The organism is Isoptericola croceus, assembly GCF_029382255.1.
GTDB classification, from domain to species: domain Bacteria; phylum Actinomycetota; class Actinomycetes; order Actinomycetales; family Cellulomonadaceae; genus Isoptericola; species Isoptericola croceus.
In genome coordinates, this window is the sequence record NZ_JARLLG010000005.1 from 161,140 (window position 1) to 181,361 (window position 20,222).

Annotated in this window: 20 protein-coding genes; 7 read left to right on the top strand and 13 right to left on the bottom strand. The window is 74.5% G+C overall.

The features are described 5' to 3' along the window. The first annotated feature begins 8 nt into the window (after nucleotides 1-8). The 5 genes from cydB to PZC42_RS12820 all read left to right on the top strand — a co-directional run bounded on the left by cydB (nucleotide 9) and on the right by PZC42_RS12820 (nucleotide 6,332). Entirely contained in the window at nucleotides 9-1,058 is a 1,050-nt protein-coding gene (gene cydB, locus PZC42_RS12800; protein ID WP_277211676.1) for a cytochrome d ubiquinol oxidase subunit II, read from the top strand. Next, on the top strand, nucleotides 1,045-2,781 hold the full coding sequence (gene cydD, locus PZC42_RS12805) for a thiol reductant ABC exporter subunit CydD (RefSeq protein WP_306574893.1): 1,737 nt from the start codon (nucleotides 1,045-1,047) through the stop codon (nucleotides 2,779-2,781). The genes cydB and cydD overlap by 14 nt, the downstream gene beginning before the upstream one ends. Next, nucleotides 2,778-4,502, top strand: a complete 1,725-nt coding sequence (gene cydC / locus PZC42_RS12810) for a thiol reductant ABC exporter subunit CydC (RefSeq protein ID WP_277211678.1) — start codon at nucleotides 2,778-2,780, stop codon at nucleotides 4,500-4,502. Before cydD ends, cydC begins: the two co-directional genes overlap by 4 nt. A 97-nt stretch (nucleotides 4,503-4,599) precedes the next feature. Further along, nucleotides 4,600-5,532, top strand: a complete 933-nt coding sequence (locus tag PZC42_RS12815; RefSeq protein WP_277211680.1) for an ABC transporter ATP-binding protein — start codon at nucleotides 4,600-4,602, stop codon at nucleotides 5,530-5,532. Then, nucleotides 5,529-6,332 carry a hypothetical protein gene (locus tag PZC42_RS12820; protein ID WP_277211682.1) on the top strand — a complete coding sequence of 268 codons (804 nt, stop codon included), beginning with the start codon at nucleotides 5,529-5,531 and terminating at the stop codon, nucleotides 6,330-6,332. Before PZC42_RS12815 ends, PZC42_RS12820 begins: the two co-directional genes overlap by 4 nt. Before the next feature lie 15 nt (nucleotides 6,333-6,347). Here the strand turns inward: PZC42_RS12820 and PZC42_RS12825 are convergent, their stop codons facing one another. Beyond that, nucleotides 6,348-7,973, bottom strand: coding sequence for a phytoene desaturase family protein (locus PZC42_RS12825; RefSeq protein WP_277211685.1), 1,626 nt, complete (start codon nucleotides 7,971-7,973; stop codon nucleotides 6,348-6,350). 41 nt (nucleotides 7,974-8,014) lie between these two features. Between PZC42_RS12825 and PZC42_RS12830 the strand changes: the two genes are divergently transcribed. Further along, entirely contained in the window at nucleotides 8,015-8,959 is a 945-nt protein-coding gene (locus tag PZC42_RS12830; protein ID WP_277211687.1) for an NAD(P)-dependent oxidoreductase, read from the top strand. Between the two features lie 24 nt (nucleotides 8,960-8,983). Here the strand turns inward: PZC42_RS12830 and PZC42_RS12835 are convergent, their stop codons facing one another. Then, nucleotides 8,984-9,268 carry a hypothetical protein gene (locus PZC42_RS12835; RefSeq protein WP_277211689.1) on the bottom strand — a complete coding sequence of 95 codons (285 nt, stop codon included), beginning with the start codon at nucleotides 9,266-9,268 and terminating at the stop codon, nucleotides 8,984-8,986. 107 nt (nucleotides 9,269-9,375) lie between these two features. Further along, a complete protein-coding gene (locus PZC42_RS12840) occupies nucleotides 9,376-10,140 on the bottom strand; it encodes a DUF3995 domain-containing protein (RefSeq protein WP_277211691.1) in 765 nt (254 codons plus the stop codon). Between the two features lie 59 nt (nucleotides 10,141-10,199). Between PZC42_RS12840 and PZC42_RS12845 the strand changes: the two genes are divergently transcribed. Continuing rightward, nucleotides 10,200-10,796 carry a TetR/AcrR family transcriptional regulator gene (locus tag PZC42_RS12845; protein WP_277211693.1) on the top strand — a complete coding sequence of 199 codons (597 nt, stop codon included), beginning with the start codon at nucleotides 10,200-10,202 and terminating at the stop codon, nucleotides 10,794-10,796. Here PZC42_RS12845 and mutM read toward each other — a convergent pair. From mutM to PZC42_RS12895, 10 genes are all read right to left on the bottom strand, one after another. Next, nucleotides 10,750-11,679, bottom strand: coding sequence for a bifunctional DNA-formamidopyrimidine glycosylase/DNA-(apurinic or apyrimidinic site) lyase (gene mutM / locus PZC42_RS12850; protein WP_277211695.1), 930 nt, complete (start codon nucleotides 11,677-11,679; stop codon nucleotides 10,750-10,752). The two genes, PZC42_RS12845 and mutM, sit on opposite strands and share 47 nt — an antisense overlap. Continuing rightward, entirely contained in the window at nucleotides 11,672-12,382 is a 711-nt protein-coding gene (gene rnc, locus PZC42_RS12855; RefSeq protein ID WP_277211697.1) for a ribonuclease III, read from the bottom strand. Before rnc ends, mutM begins: the two co-directional genes overlap by 8 nt. Nucleotide 12,383: 1 nt before the next feature. Further along, nucleotides 12,384-12,578, bottom strand: a complete 195-nt coding sequence (gene rpmF / locus PZC42_RS12860) for a 50S ribosomal protein L32 (protein WP_106268541.1) — start codon at nucleotides 12,576-12,578, stop codon at nucleotides 12,384-12,386. 2 nt (nucleotides 12,579-12,580) lie between these two features. Further along, nucleotides 12,581-13,132 carry a YceD family protein gene (locus PZC42_RS12865; protein WP_277211701.1) on the bottom strand — a complete coding sequence of 184 codons (552 nt, stop codon included), beginning with the start codon at nucleotides 13,130-13,132 and terminating at the stop codon, nucleotides 12,581-12,583. A gap of 214 nt (nucleotides 13,133-13,346) precedes the next feature. Next, nucleotides 13,347-13,904, bottom strand: coding sequence for an ATP synthase subunit B family protein (locus tag PZC42_RS12870; protein WP_277211703.1), 558 nt, complete (start codon nucleotides 13,902-13,904; stop codon nucleotides 13,347-13,349). Between the two features lie 10 nt (nucleotides 13,905-13,914). Next, nucleotides 13,915-14,406: a pantetheine-phosphate adenylyltransferase gene (gene coaD / locus PZC42_RS12875; protein WP_277211705.1), complete on the bottom strand. Its 492-nt coding sequence runs from the start codon at nucleotides 14,404-14,406 to the stop codon at nucleotides 13,915-13,917. Nucleotides 14,407-14,503: 97 nt separating this feature from the next. Beyond that, entirely contained in the window at nucleotides 14,504-15,115 is a 612-nt protein-coding gene (gene rsmD / locus PZC42_RS12880) for a 16S rRNA (guanine(966)-N(2))-methyltransferase RsmD (RefSeq protein ID WP_277211707.1), read from the bottom strand. A 35-nt stretch (nucleotides 15,116-15,150) separates the two neighbouring features. Beyond that, nucleotides 15,151-16,173, bottom strand: a complete 1,023-nt coding sequence (locus tag PZC42_RS12885) for an endonuclease/exonuclease/phosphatase family protein (protein ID WP_277211709.1) — start codon at nucleotides 16,171-16,173, stop codon at nucleotides 15,151-15,153. Nucleotides 16,174-16,218: 45 nt separating this feature from the next. Beyond that, complete coding sequence (locus tag PZC42_RS12890; RefSeq protein WP_277211711.1) at nucleotides 16,219-18,468, bottom strand: ATP-dependent DNA helicase RecG; 2,250 nt, start codon at nucleotides 18,466-18,468, stop codon at nucleotides 16,219-16,221. Next, nucleotides 18,465-20,207: a DAK2 domain-containing protein gene (locus PZC42_RS12895; RefSeq protein ID WP_277211713.1), complete on the bottom strand. Its 1,743-nt coding sequence runs from the start codon at nucleotides 20,205-20,207 to the stop codon at nucleotides 18,465-18,467. Before PZC42_RS12895 ends, PZC42_RS12890 begins: the two co-directional genes overlap by 4 nt. Between the last annotated feature and the right edge of the window lie 15 nt (nucleotides 20,208-20,222).

The following is a 20,222-nucleotide window of genomic DNA, read 5'->3' on the forward strand; positions in this document are numbered from 1 at the left end:
GACCTGACGTGGACCTCGCGATCCTCTGGTTCGTCATCATCGCCATCCTGTGGACCGGCTACCTCGTGCTCGAAGGCTTCGACTTCGGCGTGGGCATGCTGCTGTCCGTCCTCCCGCGCGGGGACGCCAAGCACCGCGAGAAGGAGCGCCGCGTACTCGTCAACACCATCGGCCCCGTCTGGGACGGCAACGAGGTGTGGCTCCTCACGGCCGGTGGCGCCACCTTCGCCGCGTTCCCCGAGTGGTACGCCACGATGTTCTCCGGCTTCTACATCCCGCTGCTCATCATCCTGCTCGGCCTGGTGGCCCGCGGTGTGGCCTTCGAGTACCGCGGCAAGATCTCTGACCCTGTCTGGGCCCGGCGCTGCGACCTCGCGATCCAGGCCGGCTCCTGGATCCCGGCGGTGATGTGGGGCGTCGCGTTCGGCAACCTCGTGCGCGGACTGCTGCTCGACGACGGCTACCAGTACGTGGGCGGCTTCTGGGCGCTGCTGAACCCGTTCGCACTGCTCGGCGGCCTGACCACGGCTTCGCTGTTCCTGCTGCACGGCGCCGTGTTCATCGCCCTGAAGACCGACGGCGACATCCGCCGTCGCGCCGCACGCCTCGCCTCCGGGCTGTCGGTCGTCGCGCTCGTGGTCGCCGGCGGCTGGGCGATCTGGGCGCAGCTCGCCTACTCGGTCTCCTGGACCTGGGGCGCCGTGGTCGTCGCGGCCGGCTGCCTCGTCGGGGTGGTCGTCGCCACCCGGGCACGTCGCGAGGGCATCGCCTTCACGCTGTCCGCGGTGACGATCGTCGCGGCCGTCGTGCTGATCTTCGGCTCGATGTTCCCCGACGTCATCCCGGCGGTGGACGGCGGGCAGGCCCTCAGCGTCGCCGAGGCCTCGTCCACGGACTACACCCTGACGATCATGAGCTGGGTGGCCCTGTTCCTCACCCCGCTGGTCATCGCCTACCAGTCCTGGACCTACTGGGTGTTCCGCCGTCGCCTGAGCACCCGGGACATCCCCGCCCCGGCCGGCCTGTCGTGGCAGAAGATCAAGGATGCGGCGTTCTGAGGTGAAGCCCCTCGACCCCCGGCTCCTGCGGCAGGTCCGCGCTGCCCGCTCCTACGTCGCCCTCACCGCCCTGCTCGGTGTCGCCTCGGCCGCCCTGGTCGTGGTGCAGGCCTTCGCCGTCGCGCACGCGCTCGCGCCGGTCGTGGTCGCCGCGAGCCCCGGCGGTGACGGTGTCGTCGACCAGACGGCGATCGTCCGCTGGCTCGTCGTCCTGGCGGGTGCCGCCGCCGGACGTGCGGCCGTCGCCTGGGCGCAGGAGCGCTACGGCCGCCGCGCTGCCACCCGCGTGGTCGCCGACCTGCGCGAGCAGGTGGTGGCGCACGCCGTGGCGCTCGGGCCGCGGCCGCCGGCCGGCACCCGCCCGGCCGAGGTCGCGACCCTGGCCACGCGCGGACTGACCGACCTGGAGCCCTACCTCGTGCGGTTCCTGCCGCAGCTGCTGCTCACGGCCGTCGTCACACCCGCCACCGTGCTGGTGGTGCTCGGCCTCGACTGGGTCTCGGCGCTGATCGCCGTGGTGACGCTGCCGCTCGTGCCGTTCTTCATGTGGCTGATCGGCACCATGACGGCAGGCACGTCCGAACGGCGCCTCGCCACGGTCGAACGGCTCGGTGCGCAGGTGCTCGACCTGGTCGCCGGGCTGCCCACCCTGCGCGCCTTCGGCCGGGAGATCGGCCCCGGCGCCCGGGTACGGGCGCTCGGCGAGGCGTCCCGACGGGCCACCATGGGCACGTTGCGCGTCGCGTTCCTCTCCGGCGCCGTGCTCGAGCTGCTGACCACCCTGTGCGTCGCGATCATCGCGGTCGGCGTGGGGTTGCGGCTGGTGCACGGCGGCATCGAGCTCGTCCCGGCGCTCGCCGTGCTCGTGCTCGCCCCGGAGATCTTCGGGCCGCTGAAGCGTGTCGGGTCGGAGTTCCACGCCTCGACCGACGGGCTGGCGGCGACCGCGCGGGCCTTCGGTGTGCTCGACACGCCTGCCCCGTCCCCGGGCGAGCGTCCCGTTCCCCGCGCCGTCGGCGGCACGCTGGTGCTCGACGACGTCACGGTCCGCGCACCCCGCCGTCACGTCGACGCCCCGGCCCGCCTGTCCGCCCGGATCTCGCTCGGCACGGGCGAGCCGGGCGGCGGGCAGGTCGTCGCGCTGCGCGGACCGAGCGGGTCGGGCAAGTCCACGCTCGTGCTGCTCCTGCTCGGTCTGCTGCGACCGGACGAGGGCCGGGTCGTGCTCGCGCAGGCCGAGCCCGCCGACCCCGTGGACCTGGCGGAGGCCGACGCCGCCGGGTGGTGGTCGCAGGTCGCCTGGGTCCCGCAGCGGCCGGCGATCGGGCCGGGCACCGTGCACGACGTCGTCACCGACGGCCGGCAGGTGCCGCAGGAGTCGCTGGACGCGGCCGCCCGCACGACAGGCCTGGACACGGTGCTCGCCGACCTGACGTCCGGGTGGCAGACGCCCGTGGGTCTCGGCGGCGTCGGTCTGAGCGTCGGGCAGCGTCAGCGCGTCGCCCTCGCCCGGGCGCTCGTCGGCGCCGCGGACCGTCCGGTCGTTGTCCTGGACGAGCCGACCGCCCATCTCGACGCCCGCGGCGAGCAGGTGGTGCTCGACACCGTGCGGGCGTGGCGCGACGCCGGCCGGACCGTCGTCGTCGTCGCCCACCGGGCGTCGCTGATGGCCCTGGCCGACCAGGTCGTCGACGTCGAGGCCCGTGAGGTGGTGGAGGTATGAACCACGACCCGCTGGTGCGACTGCTGCCGCTGCTCGAGGTGCGCTGGCCACGGGTGGCCCGCGCCGTCGCGCTCGGCACGCTCACCCTGGTGTGCGCCGTCGGGCTGGCCGCGGCCGCGGCCTGGCTCGTCGCGCGCGCCTCGCAGATGCCCCCGGTGCTCGTGCTGTCCGTGGCGGCGGTCGGCGTGCGCGCGTTCGGCACCGGCCGGGCGTTCTTCCGCTATCTCGAACGGCTCGCGTCGCACGACGTGGCGCTGCGCGGCATGGCGGCGCTGCGCGCCAACCTGTACGAGCGGGTCGCCCAGGGCGGCGGGAACGTGGTGGCGCTGCGGCGCGGCGACCTGCTCGCCCGGGTCGGGGGCGACGTCGACGACGTGGGAGACGTCGTCGTGCGGGCGCTGATCCCCGGCGCCGTGGCGGTGGTCGCAGGCCTCGGGTCGGTCGCACTGGTGGGTGTCTTCCTGCCGACGGCGGGCCTCGTGCTCCTGGCCTGCCTCCTGCTGACCGGCGTGCTGTCCCCCTGGCTGGCCTCGCGGGCGTCGGCCTCCGTGGAGCTGAGGGGTGCGGCGGCGCGGGGCGAGGTCTCCGCGCGCACGCTCGAGCTGCTGGAGGACGGCCAGCAGCTGCGCGTCTCCGGGCGGCTCGCCGACCGCCACGCCGGGTTGCGGGCGGCGGACGCCCGGCTCGCCGCCGCGACCGACGACGGTGCGCGCGTCTCCGGTGTCTCGGCGGCGATCGAGGCCGGCGCCCAGACCCTCGCGGTGCTCGGCTGCCTGCTGCTCGGCATCCCGGCGGCGCTGGCCGGGGACCTGGCCGCGACCGAGCTCGCCGTCGTGGTCCTCACCCCTTTGGCCGTGTTCGAGGTGACCACCACCCTGCCCGCCGCGGCGGTGCAGCTGCGCCGGTCCCGCGCGGCGGCCCGGCGGTTGCTGGAGCTGCTCCCCCCGTCCGGGCCGTCGGCTCCGGCGAAGGCCGCGCCGCACGCGCCGGGCGGCGTCGCCGACGAGCAGTCGGACGGGCTGTCCCTGGTGGGGGTGGCTGCCGGGTGGGACGACGTGCCGGTGGTGGCCGCGGTGGACCTCACCGTGCGGCCCGGGTCGGTGGTCGCGCTGGCAGGCCCGTCGGGCGCCGGCAAGACGACCCTGCTGCTCACGGCTGCGGGATTGTCGGCGCCGGTGGACGGCCAGGTCCGGGGCCAGGGGCTCTTCGTCGCGGAGGACGGCCACCTGTTCGGGACCACCCTGCTCGAGAACCTCCGGGTGGCCCGGGCAGACATCACCGAGGCGCAGGCCCGCGAGGCCCTGGCCGCCGTCGGGCTCACCGAGTGGCTCGCCGCGCTGCCGGACGGCCTCGGCACCCCGCTCGGCACGGGCGGCACCGACGTCTCCGGCGGCGAGCGGCGGCGCCTCCTGGTCGCGCGGGCGCTCCTCGCCCCGCACCGCACGCTGCTCGTCGACGAGCCCGCCGAGCACCTCGACGCCGCCTCCGCCGACGCGCTCGTGGAGATGCTCGTCGCCCTGGCCCACGACACCGGCCGCGCCGTCGTCGTCGCCTCCCACCGGCTCACCCCGCTCGGGGCGGCCGACGAGGTGCTGCTGCTCGGGCACGACGGCACCCCCGGCGCGCCGGCGCGGGTCGTCGCGCGGGGCACCCACGCCGACCTGCTGCACGAGGTGCCGGACTACCGCTGGGCCGTGGGCCAGGAGGCGGCGCCGGCCTGAGCAGCACGCTCCCCTGGCGCCACAGGGGCCGGACCAGGGTTCCGTTGGGGGTGTTCCCTGATGCCCGCGCCCGCGCCGGGTCCGTAGCGTGCCGAGCATGATCAGGATCGACTCGCTCACCAAGCGCTACGGAGATCTCGCCGCCGTCGACGACGTCTCGTTCACGGCGTTCCCCGGACGCGTCACCGGGTTCCTCGGCCCGAACGGCGCGGGCAAGTCCACCACCCTGCGGGTGCTCACCGGCCTGGCCACCCCGACGACGGGGCGCGCGACCGTCCTGGGTCGCCGCTACCCGGACCTGCCGAACCCTGGACTGGAGGTCGGCGTGCTGCTCGACGCCTCCGCCCAGCACGGCGGGCGGACCGGCCGCGAGACGTTGGTCCTGGCGCAGCGCACGATGGGGCTGCCACCCATCCGCGTCGACGAGATGCTCGACCTGGTCGGCCTCACGTGGGCCGAGGGCAAGCGCCGCGTGCGCGACTACTCCCTCGGCATGCGGCAGCGGCTGGGGCTCGCGACCGCCCTGATGGGTGACCCGCGGGTGCTCGTGCTCGACGAACCCGCCAACGGTCTCGACCCGGCCGGGATCCGCTGGATGCGCGACCTGCTCCGCGGGTTCGCGGACGACGGTGGCACGGTCCTGCTGTCCAGCCACCTGCTCTCCGAGATCGAGATGATCGCGGACGACATCGTCATGATCGGTCACGGGCAGATCGTCGCCTCCGGAGCCACGCACGAGCTCCTCGGAGGCGTCGGAACGCTGGTCCGGGCCGACGACGACGCCCGGCTGACGGCAGCACTGGTCTCCGCAGGCTTCCAGGCGACGCCGCGCGGCGACGGTGCGGTCGCCACCGACGCCGGCCTCGCAGCGGCCGGAGAGGTCGCCTTCTGCGCCGGACTGCCCGTGACCGAGCTGCGCACGGCCGACGGCCACGGCCTGGAGGACATGTTCCTCGAGCTCACCGCGGCCGACCAGCGCGAGGACATCTCCTCGCGACGCACGACCCTCGCCGAGGGAGTCGCCGCATGAGCGCCCCCGCCCTGGACGCCGTGGTCGAACGACGCGCCACCACGCACCGCCTGCCGATCCCCCTGTCCCGGCTGATCGACGTCGAGTCGCGCAAGCTGGTCGACACCCGGTCGAGCCGATGGCTGCTCGCGGCAGTACCTCTGCTGACGCTCATCGTCGTCACCGGTGTCACGCTGTGGGGCCGCGAGGACGAGGTGACCTTCGGCATGCACACCACCACGAACATGATGCCGCTGGAGCTGCTGCTGCCCCTGGTCGCCGTCCTTTCGGTCGCCGGCGAGTGGAGCCAGCGCGCCGCCCTGACGACGTTCGCCCTGGTGCCCCGACGGGGACGGGTCATGGTCGCCAAGGCCGCGGCCCTGCTGGTCGTCACCCTCGCGGCGACGGTCACCGTCGTCGTCCTCAGCGCGATCGGCACGGCGGTCGCCACCCGGGTCCGCGGCATCGAGGCCGTCTGGGACCTCCCCCTCGACCTGGCTCTGCGGCTGGCCGTGGCGAACGTGGTCGTCGTCGCGTTCGGGTTCGGCGTCGGTGTCGCGATCCGCAGCACGGCACCTGCCATGGTCGCCTACCTCGGTTTCATGTTCGTGGTGCCGATGCTCTCCAGCGTCGTCGCCGGGCTGTGGACCTGGTGGGCCGAGAACGGCCCCTGGTTCGACCTGAGCTGGTCGACGAGCTTCGTCACGGCACCGGAGATCTCGGGCGACCAGTGGGCACAGCTCGCCACCTCGGCGCTGCTCTGGATCGTGCTGCCGACGGTGCTCGCCGTGCGACGGCTGCTGCGGGTCGAGATCCGCTGAACCGTCGGGCGGGCCTCAGCGGGCCAGCAGCGACATCGCCGCCGACCGCCCTGGGATCCCGCTGACTCCCCCGCCGCGTCGCGCACCGGCTCCGGCCAGCAGCACCCGCGGGTGGACGGTCTCGACGCCCCACGTCCCCGTGGCGTCGAGACCGTTCGTGCTGCCGCCGGCACCGTCGCCCGGGTCCGCCCACGGCCACGACAGGTCCCGGTGGAAGATGTGCCCGCCCGGCAGCCCGACGCTCTCCTCCAGGTCCACGGGGGTGCGCGCCTCGAGGCAGGGGGTGCCGTCCGGTGCACGCCACAGCACCTCTTCGACCGGTTCCGCCAGCACCGAGTCGAGCGAGCGCAACGTCGCCGCGAGCGCCGCCTGCCGCGCCCCGTCGGGGTCGTCCCGGAACAGCCGTGCGGGCATGTGCAGCCCGAACAGCGTGAGCGTCTGCGCACCGGCCGCGCGCAGGTCCGGGCCCAGGATCGAGTCGTCGGTGAGCGAGTGGCAGTAGATCTCGCACGGCGGCACCGCAGGGATCGCGCCGGCCTCGGCCTGGCGGTAGGCGGCCTGGAGCTGGCCGTACGACTCATTGACGTGGAACGTCCCGGAGAACGCCGCCACGGGGTCGACACCGTCACGCAGGCGGGGCAGGCGACGCAGCAGCATGTTCACCTTGAGCTGGGCGCCCTCGGGCGCCTCGGCGGTCCCGCGGCCCGACGGCGCCGCCCCGGTGGCCGCGAGCAGACCGTCCAGCGCGGTGGGCGCGGCCCCGCTCAGGACCGTGCCGGCCTGCACGGCGTGCGCGGCGCCGTCGGCGTCGGTCCAGGCGACCTCGGCCTCGGCACGTACCGAGCCGGGCTCGACGGCGGTGACGTCCGCACCGGTGACGAGGGTGGCGCCGGCCGCGAGGGCCGCGTCGCGCAGGGCACCGGAGACCGCGCCCATCCCGCCCACCGGCACGTCCCAGTCCCCGGTCCCGCCACCGATCACGTGGTAGAGGAAGCAGCGGTTCTGGGCCAGTGAGGTGCCGTCGAGATCGGCGAAGGTGCCGATGAGCCCGTCGGTGGCGGCCACGCCGCGCACGACGTCGGAGGCGAACGTGGCACGCAACGTCTCACCGAGCGGCTGCTCGACGACGGCGCGCCAGGTCTCGTCGTCGTCCACCAGCGACCGCGCCTCCTCGCGGGAGACCAGCGGGGCGGTGACCGTCGGGAAGAGCCGCCGCGCCAGGCGGCCCACCCGGGCGGAGAAGTCCTGCCAGGCGGCGTGGTCCGGCCCGGCGCCGAGGGCCTCGAACGAGGCGCGCGTCGCGCTGTCGGAGCCGGTGTCGATCAGCAGACCGCCGGTGCCGGCCGGCGTGTACGACGAGAACCGCCGGCGCCGCAGAGCCAGGCGCAGACCCAGCTCGTCGACGACGTGGCGCGGCAGCAGCGAGACGAGGTAGGAGTAGCGCGAGATCCGCGCATCGACGCCACCGAACACCTGTGCCGAGACTGTTGCCCCGCCCACGTGGTCCAGGCGCTCCAGCAGCAGCACGGAGCGCCCTGCGCGGGCGAGGTAGGCAGCAGCGGTCAGCCCGTTGTGCCCCCCTCCCACGACCACGGCGTCGTAGCGGGCGGCGTAGCCGGCGGTGGCGTGCGAGGCACTCATGCGGGTCATCGTGGCACGTCTTCTCGGGTAGCGTCCGAGGCGTGAAGATCCTCGTGCCGAGCAATGTGCCGTTCGACCTGACGATCGACGTCGAGGGGGTCGAGGTCGCTCCCTACGTCATGCGCGAGGAGGTGCCGGAGGCGCACCTGGACGCCGAGGCGATCGTCACCTGGGCGAGCCCGCAGCGGGTCATGGACGACGCGGCGCGGCGCCTGTCCCGACTGCGCTGGGTGCAGACCCTCAACGCCGGCCCCGACCAGGCCCTCGCCGCCGGGTTCGCCCCGGACGTGGTGATCGCCTCCGGCCGCGGCCTGCACGACACGACCGTGGCGGAGCACACCCTCGCGCTGCTGCTCGCCTCCGTGCGCCGTCTCGACCGGACCCTCGACGCCCAGCGGCGTGGTGAGTGGGACCGCGAGCTCGGGCGCGAGCAGGCACGCGACGAGAGCTCGTTCACGCTGCGTGGCGCCCACGTGGTCATCTGGGGCTTCGGCTCGATCGCGGCGGTGCTGGCACCCCAGCTCACGGCGCTCGGAGCCCGCGTGACCGGGGTGGCGTCGTTGGACGGTGAGCGGTACGGCCGCCCCGTGGTGTCCAGCGACCGGTTGACGGAGGTGCTGCCGACGGCGGACGTGCTGGTCTCGTTGCTGCCCGCCACGCCGCAGACGCACCACGCGCTCGACGCGTCGGTGCTGGCGCTGCTGCCCGCCCACGCCCGGTTCGTCAACGTCGGGCGAGGTGCGACGGTCGACGAGCCGGCGTTGGTCGCCGCGCTCCGGTCCGGGGCGCTGGCCGGTGCCGCGCTCGACGTCACCGAGACCGAGCCGCTGCCGGCGGACTCCGCGCTGTGGGACGCCCCGCACCTGATCCTCACCCCGCACGTCGCCGGCGGACGCCCGCAGGGTGCCGCGGCGTTCGTCACCGACCAGGTGCGGCGCTGGCTCGCGGGCGGGCCTGCGGCGATCCGCAACGTCGTCGCCCGCTGATCGCCGACCGGACGCCGGCGCTGGTCAGCGGGCGGTCTGCTGCTGGCGCACGTGCCGACGTTCCTGGAGGTAGGTCGCCACGATCGTCACGACGAAGAAGAGGCCGACGCCTCGGAGCCGCTCCTCGGGCGTCGTCGTCGCCAGGACGACGCCCAGCAAGAGCAGCACGACGCCGAGGTAGAGGGCGAACCAGGAGAAGCGGCGAGGGTCGCCCTGGTCGTGCGCCGACCAGTAGCGAGTGGTGAGGAACGACGCTGCCACCGGTCCGGCGAACGTCACGGCAGAGCTGAGGTCGGCGGCGTCCAGCACGGGTTGCTCCTTCTCGGTCGGCTCGGGCTCCAGCGCCCGAGCCTAGCGGGAGGCGGGCGCACTTCGGGACCATCGCGACGGCCGTCTCCTTGCACCGTGGCGCACCACTAGCTGGCGAGCGTGAGCGCCGCTCCTGCGCCGGCGGCGAGCAGGCCGACGACGGGGGTCCAGTACCGGTCGTCGGCGCGCGCGAAGCCGGTGCCGCGCACGCGCTTGAGGACTCCGACGTACCTCGCGTCCCCGACGACGCGCACCAGCAGGACGACGAGCGCCGCGATCCCGCACCAGGTCCACCAGTCCCCCGGCGCGTCGCCGGCGAGGGCCAGGACGACGACCACGTAGGCGACGAGCGCCACCGCGACCGCGAGCGTCGGCCCGGGACCGGGGGTCCCGACCGGTTCCCGGGTGCCCTCTCGTTGCGGCAGCACGTCGGCGGCGCCCACCGTGGCACCGGCAGCCCAGGCGACGTGGAACCCAGCTGCGACCGCCGCGACGAGGACCGCGAGCCCCACGATCGCCCACCATGCCCACGAGGGCACCACCCCGCCCGCGGCGAGCGAGAGCAGCCCGGCGGCCGTGAACAGCGGCCAGGCCAGGTGCCAGCGGACGAGCGTGAAGAAGACCGCTGCCGAGGCCAGACACATCACGCCGACGGTCACCGGCGACGACCCGCCGAGCAGGACGCCGGCGGCTGCCCACCAGGCGATCGAGGTGAGGTGCCAGGCACCGCGCAGCAGTCCGTCCGCATGGCGACGTGGGACGCCGATCCGCCAGCCGGGCGCGGCGAGGAGCGGGCGCAGGACGACGATCTCGCCGAGCACGGAGTGCAGGACCCCGACGAGGACCAGGAGCAGGGCGGCGATGAGCAGCATCTTTCCTCCATACGGTGGCGTATGGTCACCGTATCCGTACGGTGGCGTATGGTCAACGCATGGCTTCGCTCTCCGCCTCCGACTGGGTCCGCGCCGCGGCGCGGAGGCTTGCCGCCGGCGGCGTGGACGCCGTGCGCGTCGAACCCGTCGCCGCCGAGCTCGGCGTGTCCAAGGGCAGCTTCTACTGGCACTTCACGAACCGTGACGCCCTGCTCGACGCCGTCCTCGACCACTGGCGGCACGCCGGCGTGGCCGACGTCGTCGCCCAGGTCGAACGGGTCGCAGCGGAACCCGAGGCACGGCTGCGGGAGCTCCTGCGGCGGTCGTTCGAGCACACCGACCAGGGATTCGACGTCGGCGTACGAGCCTGGGCGGCACGGGACGCCCGAGCGCGAGCCGCCGCGGGCGCCGTCGACGCCGCGCGCACCGACTACCTCGCCCGGCTGCTGGGCGAGGCGGGCTCCGCCGACCCGGACCGTCGCGCCGCCGTCGTGTACCGCACGTTGCTCGGCGACTACGCGATGCGGCACGCCGGCGGCGAGACGCTCGGGCCGGACGCGATCGCTGCGCTGATCGACTGGAGCCTCGCCCCGGAGCCCAGCAAGCCGACTACCAGCGGCCCTGCCGCGGCCGCGGCTGACAGCGCGGACAGGTGAACGACGACCGGTTCATGAACTCGTCGCGCCGCACGGGCGTCGCGCACCGCGGGCACGGTTCGCCGGCACGCCCGTAGACCGCCAGCGACCGAGAGAAGTAGCCGGACTCCCCGTTGACGTTGACGTAGAGCGCGTCGAAGCTCGTGCCGCCCTGACCGAGCGCCTCCGTCATGACCTCGGTGGCAGCGTCGAGCACACGGTGCACCACGGGACGGGTCATCGTGTCGGTCGCCCGCGCGAAGTGCACCCGGGCACGCCACAGCGCCTCGTCGGCGTAGATGTTGCCGATGCCCGACACCACCGTCTGGTCGAGCAGCGCACGCTTGATCCCCGTCCGACGGCGGCGGACCGTCGCGACCACAGCGTCCCGGTCGAGCGCGGGGTCGAGCAGGTCCCGGGCGATGTGCGCCACCGGCGCGGGGAGCGCCGGCAGCGGCGAGCCGTATCCACCGGACGCACCGTCCGCCGTCGGCTCCAGGTCGGTCACCGCCAGGTGGCCGAAGGTGCGCTGGTCGACGAAGTCCACGTAGTGCGCACCCGAGGGTGCCTCGTCCACGTGGAGGCGGACACGCAGGTGCGGGTGCGCCCACTCCCCGGCCACCGCCGGGTCGCGGACCAGGAGCTGGCCCGACATCCCGAGGTGCGCGAGCAGCGCCGCCGAGGCCCCCTGCCGGGGGTCGGCCAGCGGGAGCCAGAGGTACTTGCCGCGGCGCACCGCGCCCACGAGGCGTCGCCCCCGGAGCTGGTCCGCGAATCCGGCCGGGCCGCCGTCGTGCCGTCGCACCGAGTAGTCACGGAACACCTCGGCGTCACGCACGACGGCGCCCGCGACGAGGCGGTCGAGACCGTCACGCACGGTCTCGACCTCGGGAAGCTCAGGCACCGACGGGGATCTCCGCGATCGCCCGGTACGCCTGCTCGGCAGCGGCCTGCTCGGCGTGCTTCTTCGCGGTCCCCTGGCCGATCCCGATCACGGGGCCGGCCGTGACGTGCGCCTCGAAGCGGCGCGCGTGCTCAGGGCCCTCACCGGTCACCGAGTAGACGGGCGCACCGAAGCCGCGCAGGGCCGCGGCCTCCTGCAACGACGTCTTCCAGTCCAGCCCGGCACCGAGGTCGGCAGCCTGGTCGAGGGTCTCGTCGACGAGCCGGTGCACGAGCTCGCGGGACACCTCGAGACCGTGGGAGAGGTACGTGGCGCCCAGCAGGGCCTCGACGGTGTCCGACAGGATCGAGTCCTTGTCGAACCCGCGCGTCCGCATCTCCCCCTTGCCGAGCAGCACGTAGCTGCCCAGCTCCAGCCGGCGCGCGACCGCGGCCAACGAGCGCTGGGAGACGGTCGCCGCACGCATCTTCGCCAGCTCACCCTCGGGCTTGTCGGGGTGCCGGCGGTACAGCGCCTCGGTCACCACCAGACCGAGCACGGTGTCGCCGAGGAACTCGAGCCGCTCGTTCGTGGGGATCCCGCCGGCCTCGTGCGCGAACGACCGGTGCGTCAGGGCAAGCACGAGAAGCTCGGGATCCAGATGGACCCCGAGCTTCTCGAGAAGAGCGGTCGGCTCCGAACGGGCGGGGCCGGTAGCAGGCATCTCAGCCGGCGTGCTCGGTACGCAGCGCCTCCGCGTACTGACGACCCTTGTACGCGCCGCAGGTCGGGCACGCAGTGTGGGACAGCTTCTGTCCCTTGCAGCTCGGGCACGTGGTGAGGGTCGCCGCGGTGGTCTTCCACTGCGAACGACGCGCACGGGTGTTGCTGCGCGACATCTTGCGCTTCGGAACAGCCACGGTCAGCTCTCTTTCGTCTCGTCGGACACGCTCGACTCCTCGAGCATGGTCTGCAGCGCCGCCCAGCGAGGGTCGACGACGTCATGGTGGTGCTCGGGGTCCTCCTCGAGCCGCGCTCCGCACTCGGAGCACAGGCCGGGGCAGTCCTGCCGGCACAGCGGTTGAAATGGTAGTGCAGTCACGAGCGAATCCCGAACCACGGGTTCGAGATCCGCCAGGTCGTCGGTCAGCTCCGGCTCGTCCTCGGCCTCTTCGTCGCCGGACTCGTCGGCCGCCTGGGCACGCTCCGGGTAGACGAACAGCTCCTGGACGCGCACCGTCACCTCGTCGCGGATCTCCGCGAGGCAGCGGACGCACTCGCCGACGGCGGTGCCGCGCACCACACCCGAGACGAGCACGCCCTCCATGACCGACTCGAGGCGCAGCCCCAGCGTGAGGTCCGCGCCCTCGGGCACACCGATGACCGCCGTCCCCAGGTCGGCAGGTGCGGCGACGATGCGCGCGACCTCCCGCATGGTGCCGGGACGTCGCGACAGCTCGTGCGTGTCGAGCACGAGCGGCGAGCGCTTTGCGGTCGTGATGAGGCTCTCCTGAGGGTGGGCGCGCCTGGTACGGCGCGGGGCTGTGGCGTGGCGTGTGGGACGACGTCCCGAGAAAGACGGTCCGACCGGACCAGCGTCCCAGTCTACGCGATCGGCAGACCTCAGCCAACGGGGTGGTGGCGTGACGTGCACGACCCCGCCCCGACCTCGCCGCGTGATGCGTCGCTCAGGCGCTGCGCTCCTCAGCGCGGGCACCCTCCTGGGGCCATGCCGGGTCGTTGACGGCGTCCCAGCGCACCCTCGGGGCGCCCGTCCCCAGGCGCTCCGCCAGCTTGGCGCGGCCCGCCTGGACCTGGGCACCCAGCTTGCCGAGGTCCGCCTCGAAGTCCGCCAGCCGGCCGTCGCAGTACTCGTCCGCATCCGTGCGCAACGCGGCGGCCTGACGCTCGGCGTCGGCCACGATCTCCGCGGCGCGCGACTCCGCCTGGACGACGACCTGCTCCGCCTGCACCAGCTCGATCGCCCGGGCCCGAGCCGTCGCGAGGACCTCCTCGGCCTGACGGTGGGCACCTTCGAGGGTCTGCTCGGCCTCGGCGAGGACCTCGTCGGCCCGCGCGACCTGCGTCGGCAGCGAGTCGCGCAGCTCCTCGACGAGCCCGAGCGCCTGCTCGCGGTCGACCTTGACGTTCGTCGACAGCGGCGACGTGCGTGCGTTCTCGATGAGCGCGGCCAGGTCGTCGATGATCTCGAGCAGTCCGGCGGTGGGGTTCTGGTTCTCGGTCATGTGGCGCTCCTCACGCACGGTGCGCGACGGCGGCGCGCACCGCCTCGGCCGCGGCGGGCGGCACGAGGTCGTCGATCGGCCCGCCGTGGCGGGCGATGTCCTTGACCAGCGACGACGCCACGTGGGCGAAGCGCTGCTCGGCCGGCAGGAAGACGGTCTCCACGCCGCTCAGGTGTCGGTTCATCATGGCCATCGGGTGCTCCCCGTCGAAGTCGGCCCCGCCACGCAGCCCTTTCACGACGGCGGCGGCCCCGACCTGGCGACAGAAGTCGACCAGGAGCCCGGGCACCTGCTCCACCCGCACGGCGGCGAGGTCCGACTCGGCGGCGACGGCGCCCCGCACCACCTCGACCCGTTCCTCGGGCGTCAGCAGGGCGGACTTGGAGGCGTTGCGGGCGACCCCGATCACGACCACGTCGAACAGGCGCACAGCGCGGCGCACGATGTCGAGGTGCCCGAGCGTGATCGGGTCGAAGGACCCGGGACAGACAGCGATGCTCACGCCCCGACGCTAACGCGGGGCCCACCGGATCCGGCCGAGGCTCCCCGGAGTGGCCCGCAGGTGGTCCGGGACGTCGCTCGGCTCCGCTGAGGTCCGGTCAGGTCCATTCAGGACTGGCCGAAGCCTGCTCGACGGGCTCCGCGTAGTGCACGGCGGTGTCCCCGTAGGTCTTCGTCACGATCGGGACCAACCCCTCCGGCCACTGAGGTGCCCCGCTGCGCCTGGCCCGCTCGACGACCACGACCGCTTCCGGCGCCAGGACCCCGGGCGCAGCCAGGTCGGCGAGGATCCCCGCCAGCGCAGCACCCGACAGGTCGTACGGCGGGTCGATGAGCACCAGGTCGAAGGCTCCGCCGGCGCCGGTCGCTCCGCCGTCGGCCGCAAGGCGTGCCGTGCAGCGCTCCGCGGGCTCGGCGAGCACGCGCACCGTCCCGCCCAGGCCGAGGGTCGCGACGTTGCGGCGGGCGATCTCGGCAGCCTTGCGCGCCGACTCCACGAGAGTCACGTCGGCCGCGCCCCGGCTCGCGGCCTCGATGCCCAGCGCCCCCGACCCTGCGAAGAGGTCCAGCACCCGGCCGTCGTCGATCACCCCGTCGTGCTCCAGCCGGGAGAACATCGCCTCGCGGACACGTTCGCTGGTGGGGCGGGTGCCCGACGGCGGCACCGTGAGGGTGCGCCCGCCGACGGTCCCGGCGACGATCCTGGTCATGTCGCCGAGCGTAGCCGCCGTCGCTCGCCCGTCGCTCAGCCCGGCGGGAGCGCGACGTCGGCGACCACGGGCAGGTGGTCGCTGGCGGTCCGGCCCAGCGTGGAGATCCCCGTGATCTCGGCGCCCCGGACGAGCACGTGGTCGATCCGTACGCCCGGCAGCCGTGCGGGGAACGTGAAGCCGAGCGAGCCCGGCGGCGTCGCCACGTGCGCCAGCACCGGGTCGAAGGCCCGGTCGGCCAGCACCGTGTTGAAGTCCCCGCCGACGACGACGATCGGTGCGCCGTCCGCCGCCAGTACCTCTCCGAGCCGTCGGAGCGAGTGGTCGCGGGGCCCGGACGTGAGCCCCTGGGGTCCGAGCCGCACGGACGGCAGGTGCACGGCGTAGACCGCGAGGCCGGGGGCGCCCGGGGCGTCGACGACCACGCGCAGCCCGCGGTCCCACGAGGCGTCCGTCCCTGGTGGGCGCAGGTCGACCGGCTCGGCCCTGGTGATCGGGTGCCGCGACCACACCCCGACGGTGCCCTGCAGCGCAAAGTGGGGCAGGGCCTCGGCGAACGAGCTGGCGAAGGCCTCGGCGAGCTCCGGGGTGACCTCCACCAGGGTGACGACGTCGGGCTCCGGGGCGAGCAGGACGCGCGCCGTCCACGTCGGGTCGGTGTTGGTGTCGGCCACGTTGTGCAGCACGACGACGAGGTCTCCCTCGCCGCTCGACGCGGGGGTGAGGAACGGCAGGCAGACCCACAGCCACGCTCCCGTGGCGAACAGCACGGCCACGCCGCCGAGCACCGTCCGTCGGAGCACCGCGAGCAGGCCGAGTGCCGCCAGCGCCAGCCCGAACCACGGCAGCACGGTCGCCACGAGACTCCGCAGCCCACCCGCGGCCGGCAGGTGGTCGTGCAGGGCGAGCAGGAGCGCCAGGACCAGGGCGAGCACCACGAGGCCCGTCGCCCTCGGCGGGCCGGCGGCAGTGTGCGGCGTACCGTCCACCTGTCCTGGCGCGCGGCGCGGGGGCCGGCGACGGCGTGCTGTGGTCACGCCGGCCGCCACGGTGTTCACGTACCGACCGTAGCAAGCGATAGCGGGACATACCGGGTGCCACGCTCAGGCTCTCTCCAGATACTCCTCCTGCTCGGCGTCGAGCTGCGCCGCGATCTCCGCGGCGAGAGCCGGGTGACCGCTCAGGCCCGGGTCGGCGGCGACCACCTCGGTCGCCTCGGCTCGGGCCTCCGCGATGAGCTCGGCGTCCTTGACCACCCGCAGCAGCCGGAGCGAGCTCGACCGGCCGGACTGGGCGGCACCGAGCACGTCGCCCTCCGAGCGCAGCTCGAGGTCGAGGTTCGCCAGCTCGAAGCCGTCGGCCGTCGCCGCAAGTGCCTCGACGCGAGTGGCCGCGGGAGTGCCGGGCTGCGCGGAGGACACCAGCAGGCACAGCCCCGGGTCGCCGCCGCGCCCGATCCGGCCGCGCAGCTGGTGGAGCTGAGAGATCCCGAACCGGTCGGCGTCGAAGACGACCATCACGGTGGCCTCCGGCACGTCCACGCCCACCTCGACCACGGTCGTGGACACGAGCACGGGCGCCTCACCCGAGGCGAACCGCGCCATGGCGGCGTCCTTCTCGGCCGGGGGGAGCTGGCCGTGCAGCACGCCGATCTCGACACCGTCCAGGCGCGGCATCGAGCGCAGCATCTCCGCGACCTCCAGCACGGCCCGCAGCGGCGCACGGTCGGGATCCTCGCCGTCGGGCGGCACGAGGAACTCGGGGACCACATCGAACTCCGCCGAGCTCGGCTGCTTCCCGCCGGGCACGTCGTCGTCCGGGTGGATGCGCGGGCAGACGACATAGGCGCGCCGGCCGGCGTCGACCTCCTCGCGCACCTTCTCCCACACCCGCTCGTTCCAGCGCGGGTTGGCGGCCGGGACCACGTGGGAGGTGATGCCTGCCCGGCCGGCGGGCAGCTCGGTGAGCGTGGAGGTCTCCAGGTCGCCGAACACCGTCATCGCGACGGTGCGCGGGATCGGCGTGGCGGTCATGACGAGCAGGTGCGGTGCGACGCGACCCTTGGCCCGCAACGCGTCCCGCTGCTCCACGCCGAACCGGTGCTGCTCGTCGACGACGACGAGGCCGAGGTCGGCGAACTGGACCTGGTCCCCGAGCAGCGCGTGCGTGCCGACGACGATGCCCGCCTCCCCGCTCGCCGCCTGCAGCAGTGCCTCCTTGCGCGCGGCGGCACCCAACGACCCGGTCAGCAGGGCCACCCGCGTGCCGTGCGCGGCGCCACCGAGGAGCCCACCCTCGGCGAGCGGACCCAGCATGCCGCGCAAGGTCCGGGCGTGCTGGGCGGCGAGCACCTCGGTCGGGGCGAGGAGCGCGGCCTGACCGCCGGCGTCGACCACCTGGAGCATCGCCCGCAGCGCGACCACCGTCTTGCCGGAGCCGACCTCGCCCTGCAGCAGACGCTGCATCGGCCTGCTCCGGGACAGCTCGCCGGCGATCTGCTCGCCCACCTCGCGCTGGCCCTCGGTGAGCGTGAAGGGCAGTGCGGCGTCGAAGTCACCGAGCACGCCGCCGGGGCCGGCGGCACGCGGCGGGCGGGCCGTGGCCTCGGCGGCGGCGGCGCGGTCGCGGCGCTGCGCGAGCGCCGTCTGGAGCACGAAGGCCTCCTCGAAGCGCAGCCGGCGGCGGCCGCGCTGCCAGTGCTGGGCGGAGTCCGGGACGTGCACCGCACGCAGGGCGTCGAGGCGGCTCAGGAGCCCGAGCCGCGCCCGGACCTCGTCCGGGACCGGGTCGACGACGTCGTCCTCGGTCAAAGGGTCGAGCACCGTGCGCACGGCCCGCTGGATGCGCCACGTCGGCACCGACGCCGTCGCCGGGTAGAGGGGGATGGGCCGTGAGGCCTCGACCATCGCCTCCTCGTCGTCGTCCGCATCGACCCCGACCAGGATGTAGTCGGGATGCGTGAGCTGCCGGGTGCCGCGGTACTCGGAGACCACACCGGTGAACAGGCCCGACCGGCCCGGCCGGAGCTTGTCCTCGTGCGGGCGCAGCGCCCCGGCACGCTTGGCGAAGAACGTCAGGCTGAGCTCGTGCCGCCCGTCGGTGACCGTGGCCTGCAGCAGGGCGCCGCCGCGGCTGCGCATCTGGCGCACCGTGGCGCTGGCGACCCGTGCCATGACCGTCACGTGCTCGCCGAGCTGCAGGCGGTCCATGTCGGTGAGGCGTCCGGGCTCGCCGTAGCGCCGGGGGTAGTGGCGCAGGAGGTCGTCGACGGTCTCCAGGCCCATCTTCGCCAGCGGGCCCGCGGCCCGCTTGCCGAGCGTCGTGGCGAGCGGCTCGGTCAGCCGGCCGGTCACCACGTCTCCTCGCTCAGCGCCCCGATCACCCGGTGGTCACCGGGATCCTCCCCCGGCTCGACGCCGATGCCCACCTGGTCACCGGTTCGCCCGGTCGGCAGGACCACGACGTCGGCTCCGGGAGCGAGGTTCCCCGCGTGCTCGACGAGCGCGTCCACCACCGGGTGCGGGACGTCGAGGTCAGGCAGCAGCGCGACGATGCCGGCAGCTGCCCCGAGAGTCGCCACGAGCCGGGCCAGCTCGTCGGGCGCATCGGCCGCAGCCACCCGCGACGCCCGCAGCCGGGCCAGGGCAGACCGGACGACGTGGGGCACTTCGGCGTACGTCTCCGCGGAGCCTGCGACGTCGAGCGCGCCGGCCAGCGCCGAGACAGCGGTCACCAGGTGCACGTCGCCGTCCGCGGGGAGGACGACAACCTCGGGCACCTCGACCGGCTCGTCGCCGACCCCGTCACGTCCGGCCAGCGCGTCGATCGCGTCCCGCAGCCCGACCCCTCCGGACTCGGCGGGGGCGAGGACGAGGACGTGCGGCGTCCCGGCGCCGAGGACACTCTGGGCGAGGTCCTCCGGCGTGGGCGTCACGTCCAGGTCGAGCAGCACGACCGACCCGCCCGAGGCGAGCTCCGCCGCCAGCGCCGGGGCCGACGTCGTGGTGACGACGGCCCAGTCGGTGGGCGGCACCGCGAGGTGGCGCACGTGGACCCGGGAGACCGCACCGCGCCGCGCCCAGCGCCGGGCGACGTCGAGCGCCGCGTCGAGCTCAGGAGTGTGGACGTGCGCCTGCCAGACGGACTCGACGTCCTCACCACCCGCGTCCCCGGTGCCGCCCCCCACCACGACGACGGAGTTACCGACGCCGTCCAGGTCGGCGCGCAGGGCGTCCGCCACGGCGCCCGGGCGGAACCCTGCGGCGTCGGCGGCCCGGTGCAGCACGAACATGAGCTCGACCTCGTCGAGCGTCCCGGCCCCGGGCTCGCCGCCAGGTTCCCCGGCAGGCCCGTCGGCCGTCTCGGTCGCGTCGTCGGCGGGCGAGTATCCCCGCAGGTCCAGGTCGAGCAGCACGGGCCCCATGGTGACGTCAGTCTCCGACACACCGTCGCTCGTCGCGCCCACGTACCGCTGGGCCTCGGCGAGCGCGGCGAGCACCAGCAGCAGTCCGCAGGCGCCGGCGTCGAGCACCCCGGCGGCGCGCAGGGGGGCAAGGGTCCCCACGCTGCGCAGCGCAGCCTCGCGGGCGCCGCGGCGGGCCGCGTCGAGGACCGTCAGTCGTGCCGGGGCACCCAGGGGGCCCACCATGCCTCCGGCCTCCGCGTGCCGAGCGGCGGCCGCCGCGGAGTCCGCCGCCGTGAGGATCGTGCCGGCCGCAGGGTGCGCCACGGCCTGTCGCGCCGACCTCGCGGCCACGTCGAGGGCGACTCCGAGACTGTCCCGACGGCTCGCCGCGAGAGCCAGGCCCCGCAGCCACTCGCTGAGGATCACCCCGGAGTTGCCGCGCGCGTGCAGCAGCGCGGCACGGGCACCCAGGCGCAGCAGTCGAGCGCCGCTCGTTCCGTCGTCGGCGTCGTGGACCGCGGCGCCGGCCTCCCGCACGGTGAAGTACATGTTGGTGCCGGTGTCGCCGTCGGCGACCGGGAAGACGTTGACACCGTCGAGCTCCGTCCGTGCCGTGGCGAGGGCATCGGTGGACGCACGTGCCCACGCGCGGACGACAGGGGCGTCGAGGAGCTCGGGCTGGTCCACGCCCCCACCGTAGCG

Coding starts and splice junctions, on each gene's coding strand:
- PZC42_RS12840 (WP_277211691.1), bottom strand. CDS start 10,140: ATGCTGCTCATCGCCGCCCTGCTCCTGGTCCTCGTCGGGGTCCTGCAC.
- PZC42_RS12870 (WP_277211703.1), bottom strand. CDS start 13,904: ATGACCGAGAACCAGAACCCCACCGCCGGACTGCTCGAGATCATCGAC.
- PZC42_RS12815 (WP_277211680.1), top strand. CDS start 4,600: ATGATCAGGATCGACTCGCTCACCAAGCGCTACGGAGATCTCGCCGCC.
- PZC42_RS12825 (WP_277211685.1), bottom strand. CDS start 7,973: ATGAGTGCCTCGCACGCCACCGCCGGCTACGCCGCCCGCTACGACGCC.
- rnc (WP_277211697.1), bottom strand. CDS start 12,382: ATGCCTGCTACCGGCCCCGCCCGTTCGGAGCCGACCGCTCTTCTCGAG.
- cydC (WP_277211678.1), top strand. CDS start 2,778: ATGAACCACGACCCGCTGGTGCGACTGCTGCCGCTGCTCGAGGTGCGC.
- cydD (WP_306574893.1), top strand. CDS start 1,045: ATGCGGCGTTCTGAGGTGAAGCCCCTCGACCCCCGGCTCCTGCGGCAG.
- PZC42_RS12820 (WP_277211682.1), top strand. CDS start 5,529: ATGAGCGCCCCCGCCCTGGACGCCGTGGTCGAACGACGCGCCACCACG.
- PZC42_RS12845 (WP_277211693.1), top strand. CDS start 10,200: ATGGCTTCGCTCTCCGCCTCCGACTGGGTCCGCGCCGCGGCGCGGAGG.
- rsmD (WP_277211707.1), bottom strand. CDS start 15,115: ATGACCAGGATCGTCGCCGGGACCGTCGGCGGGCGCACCCTCACGGTG.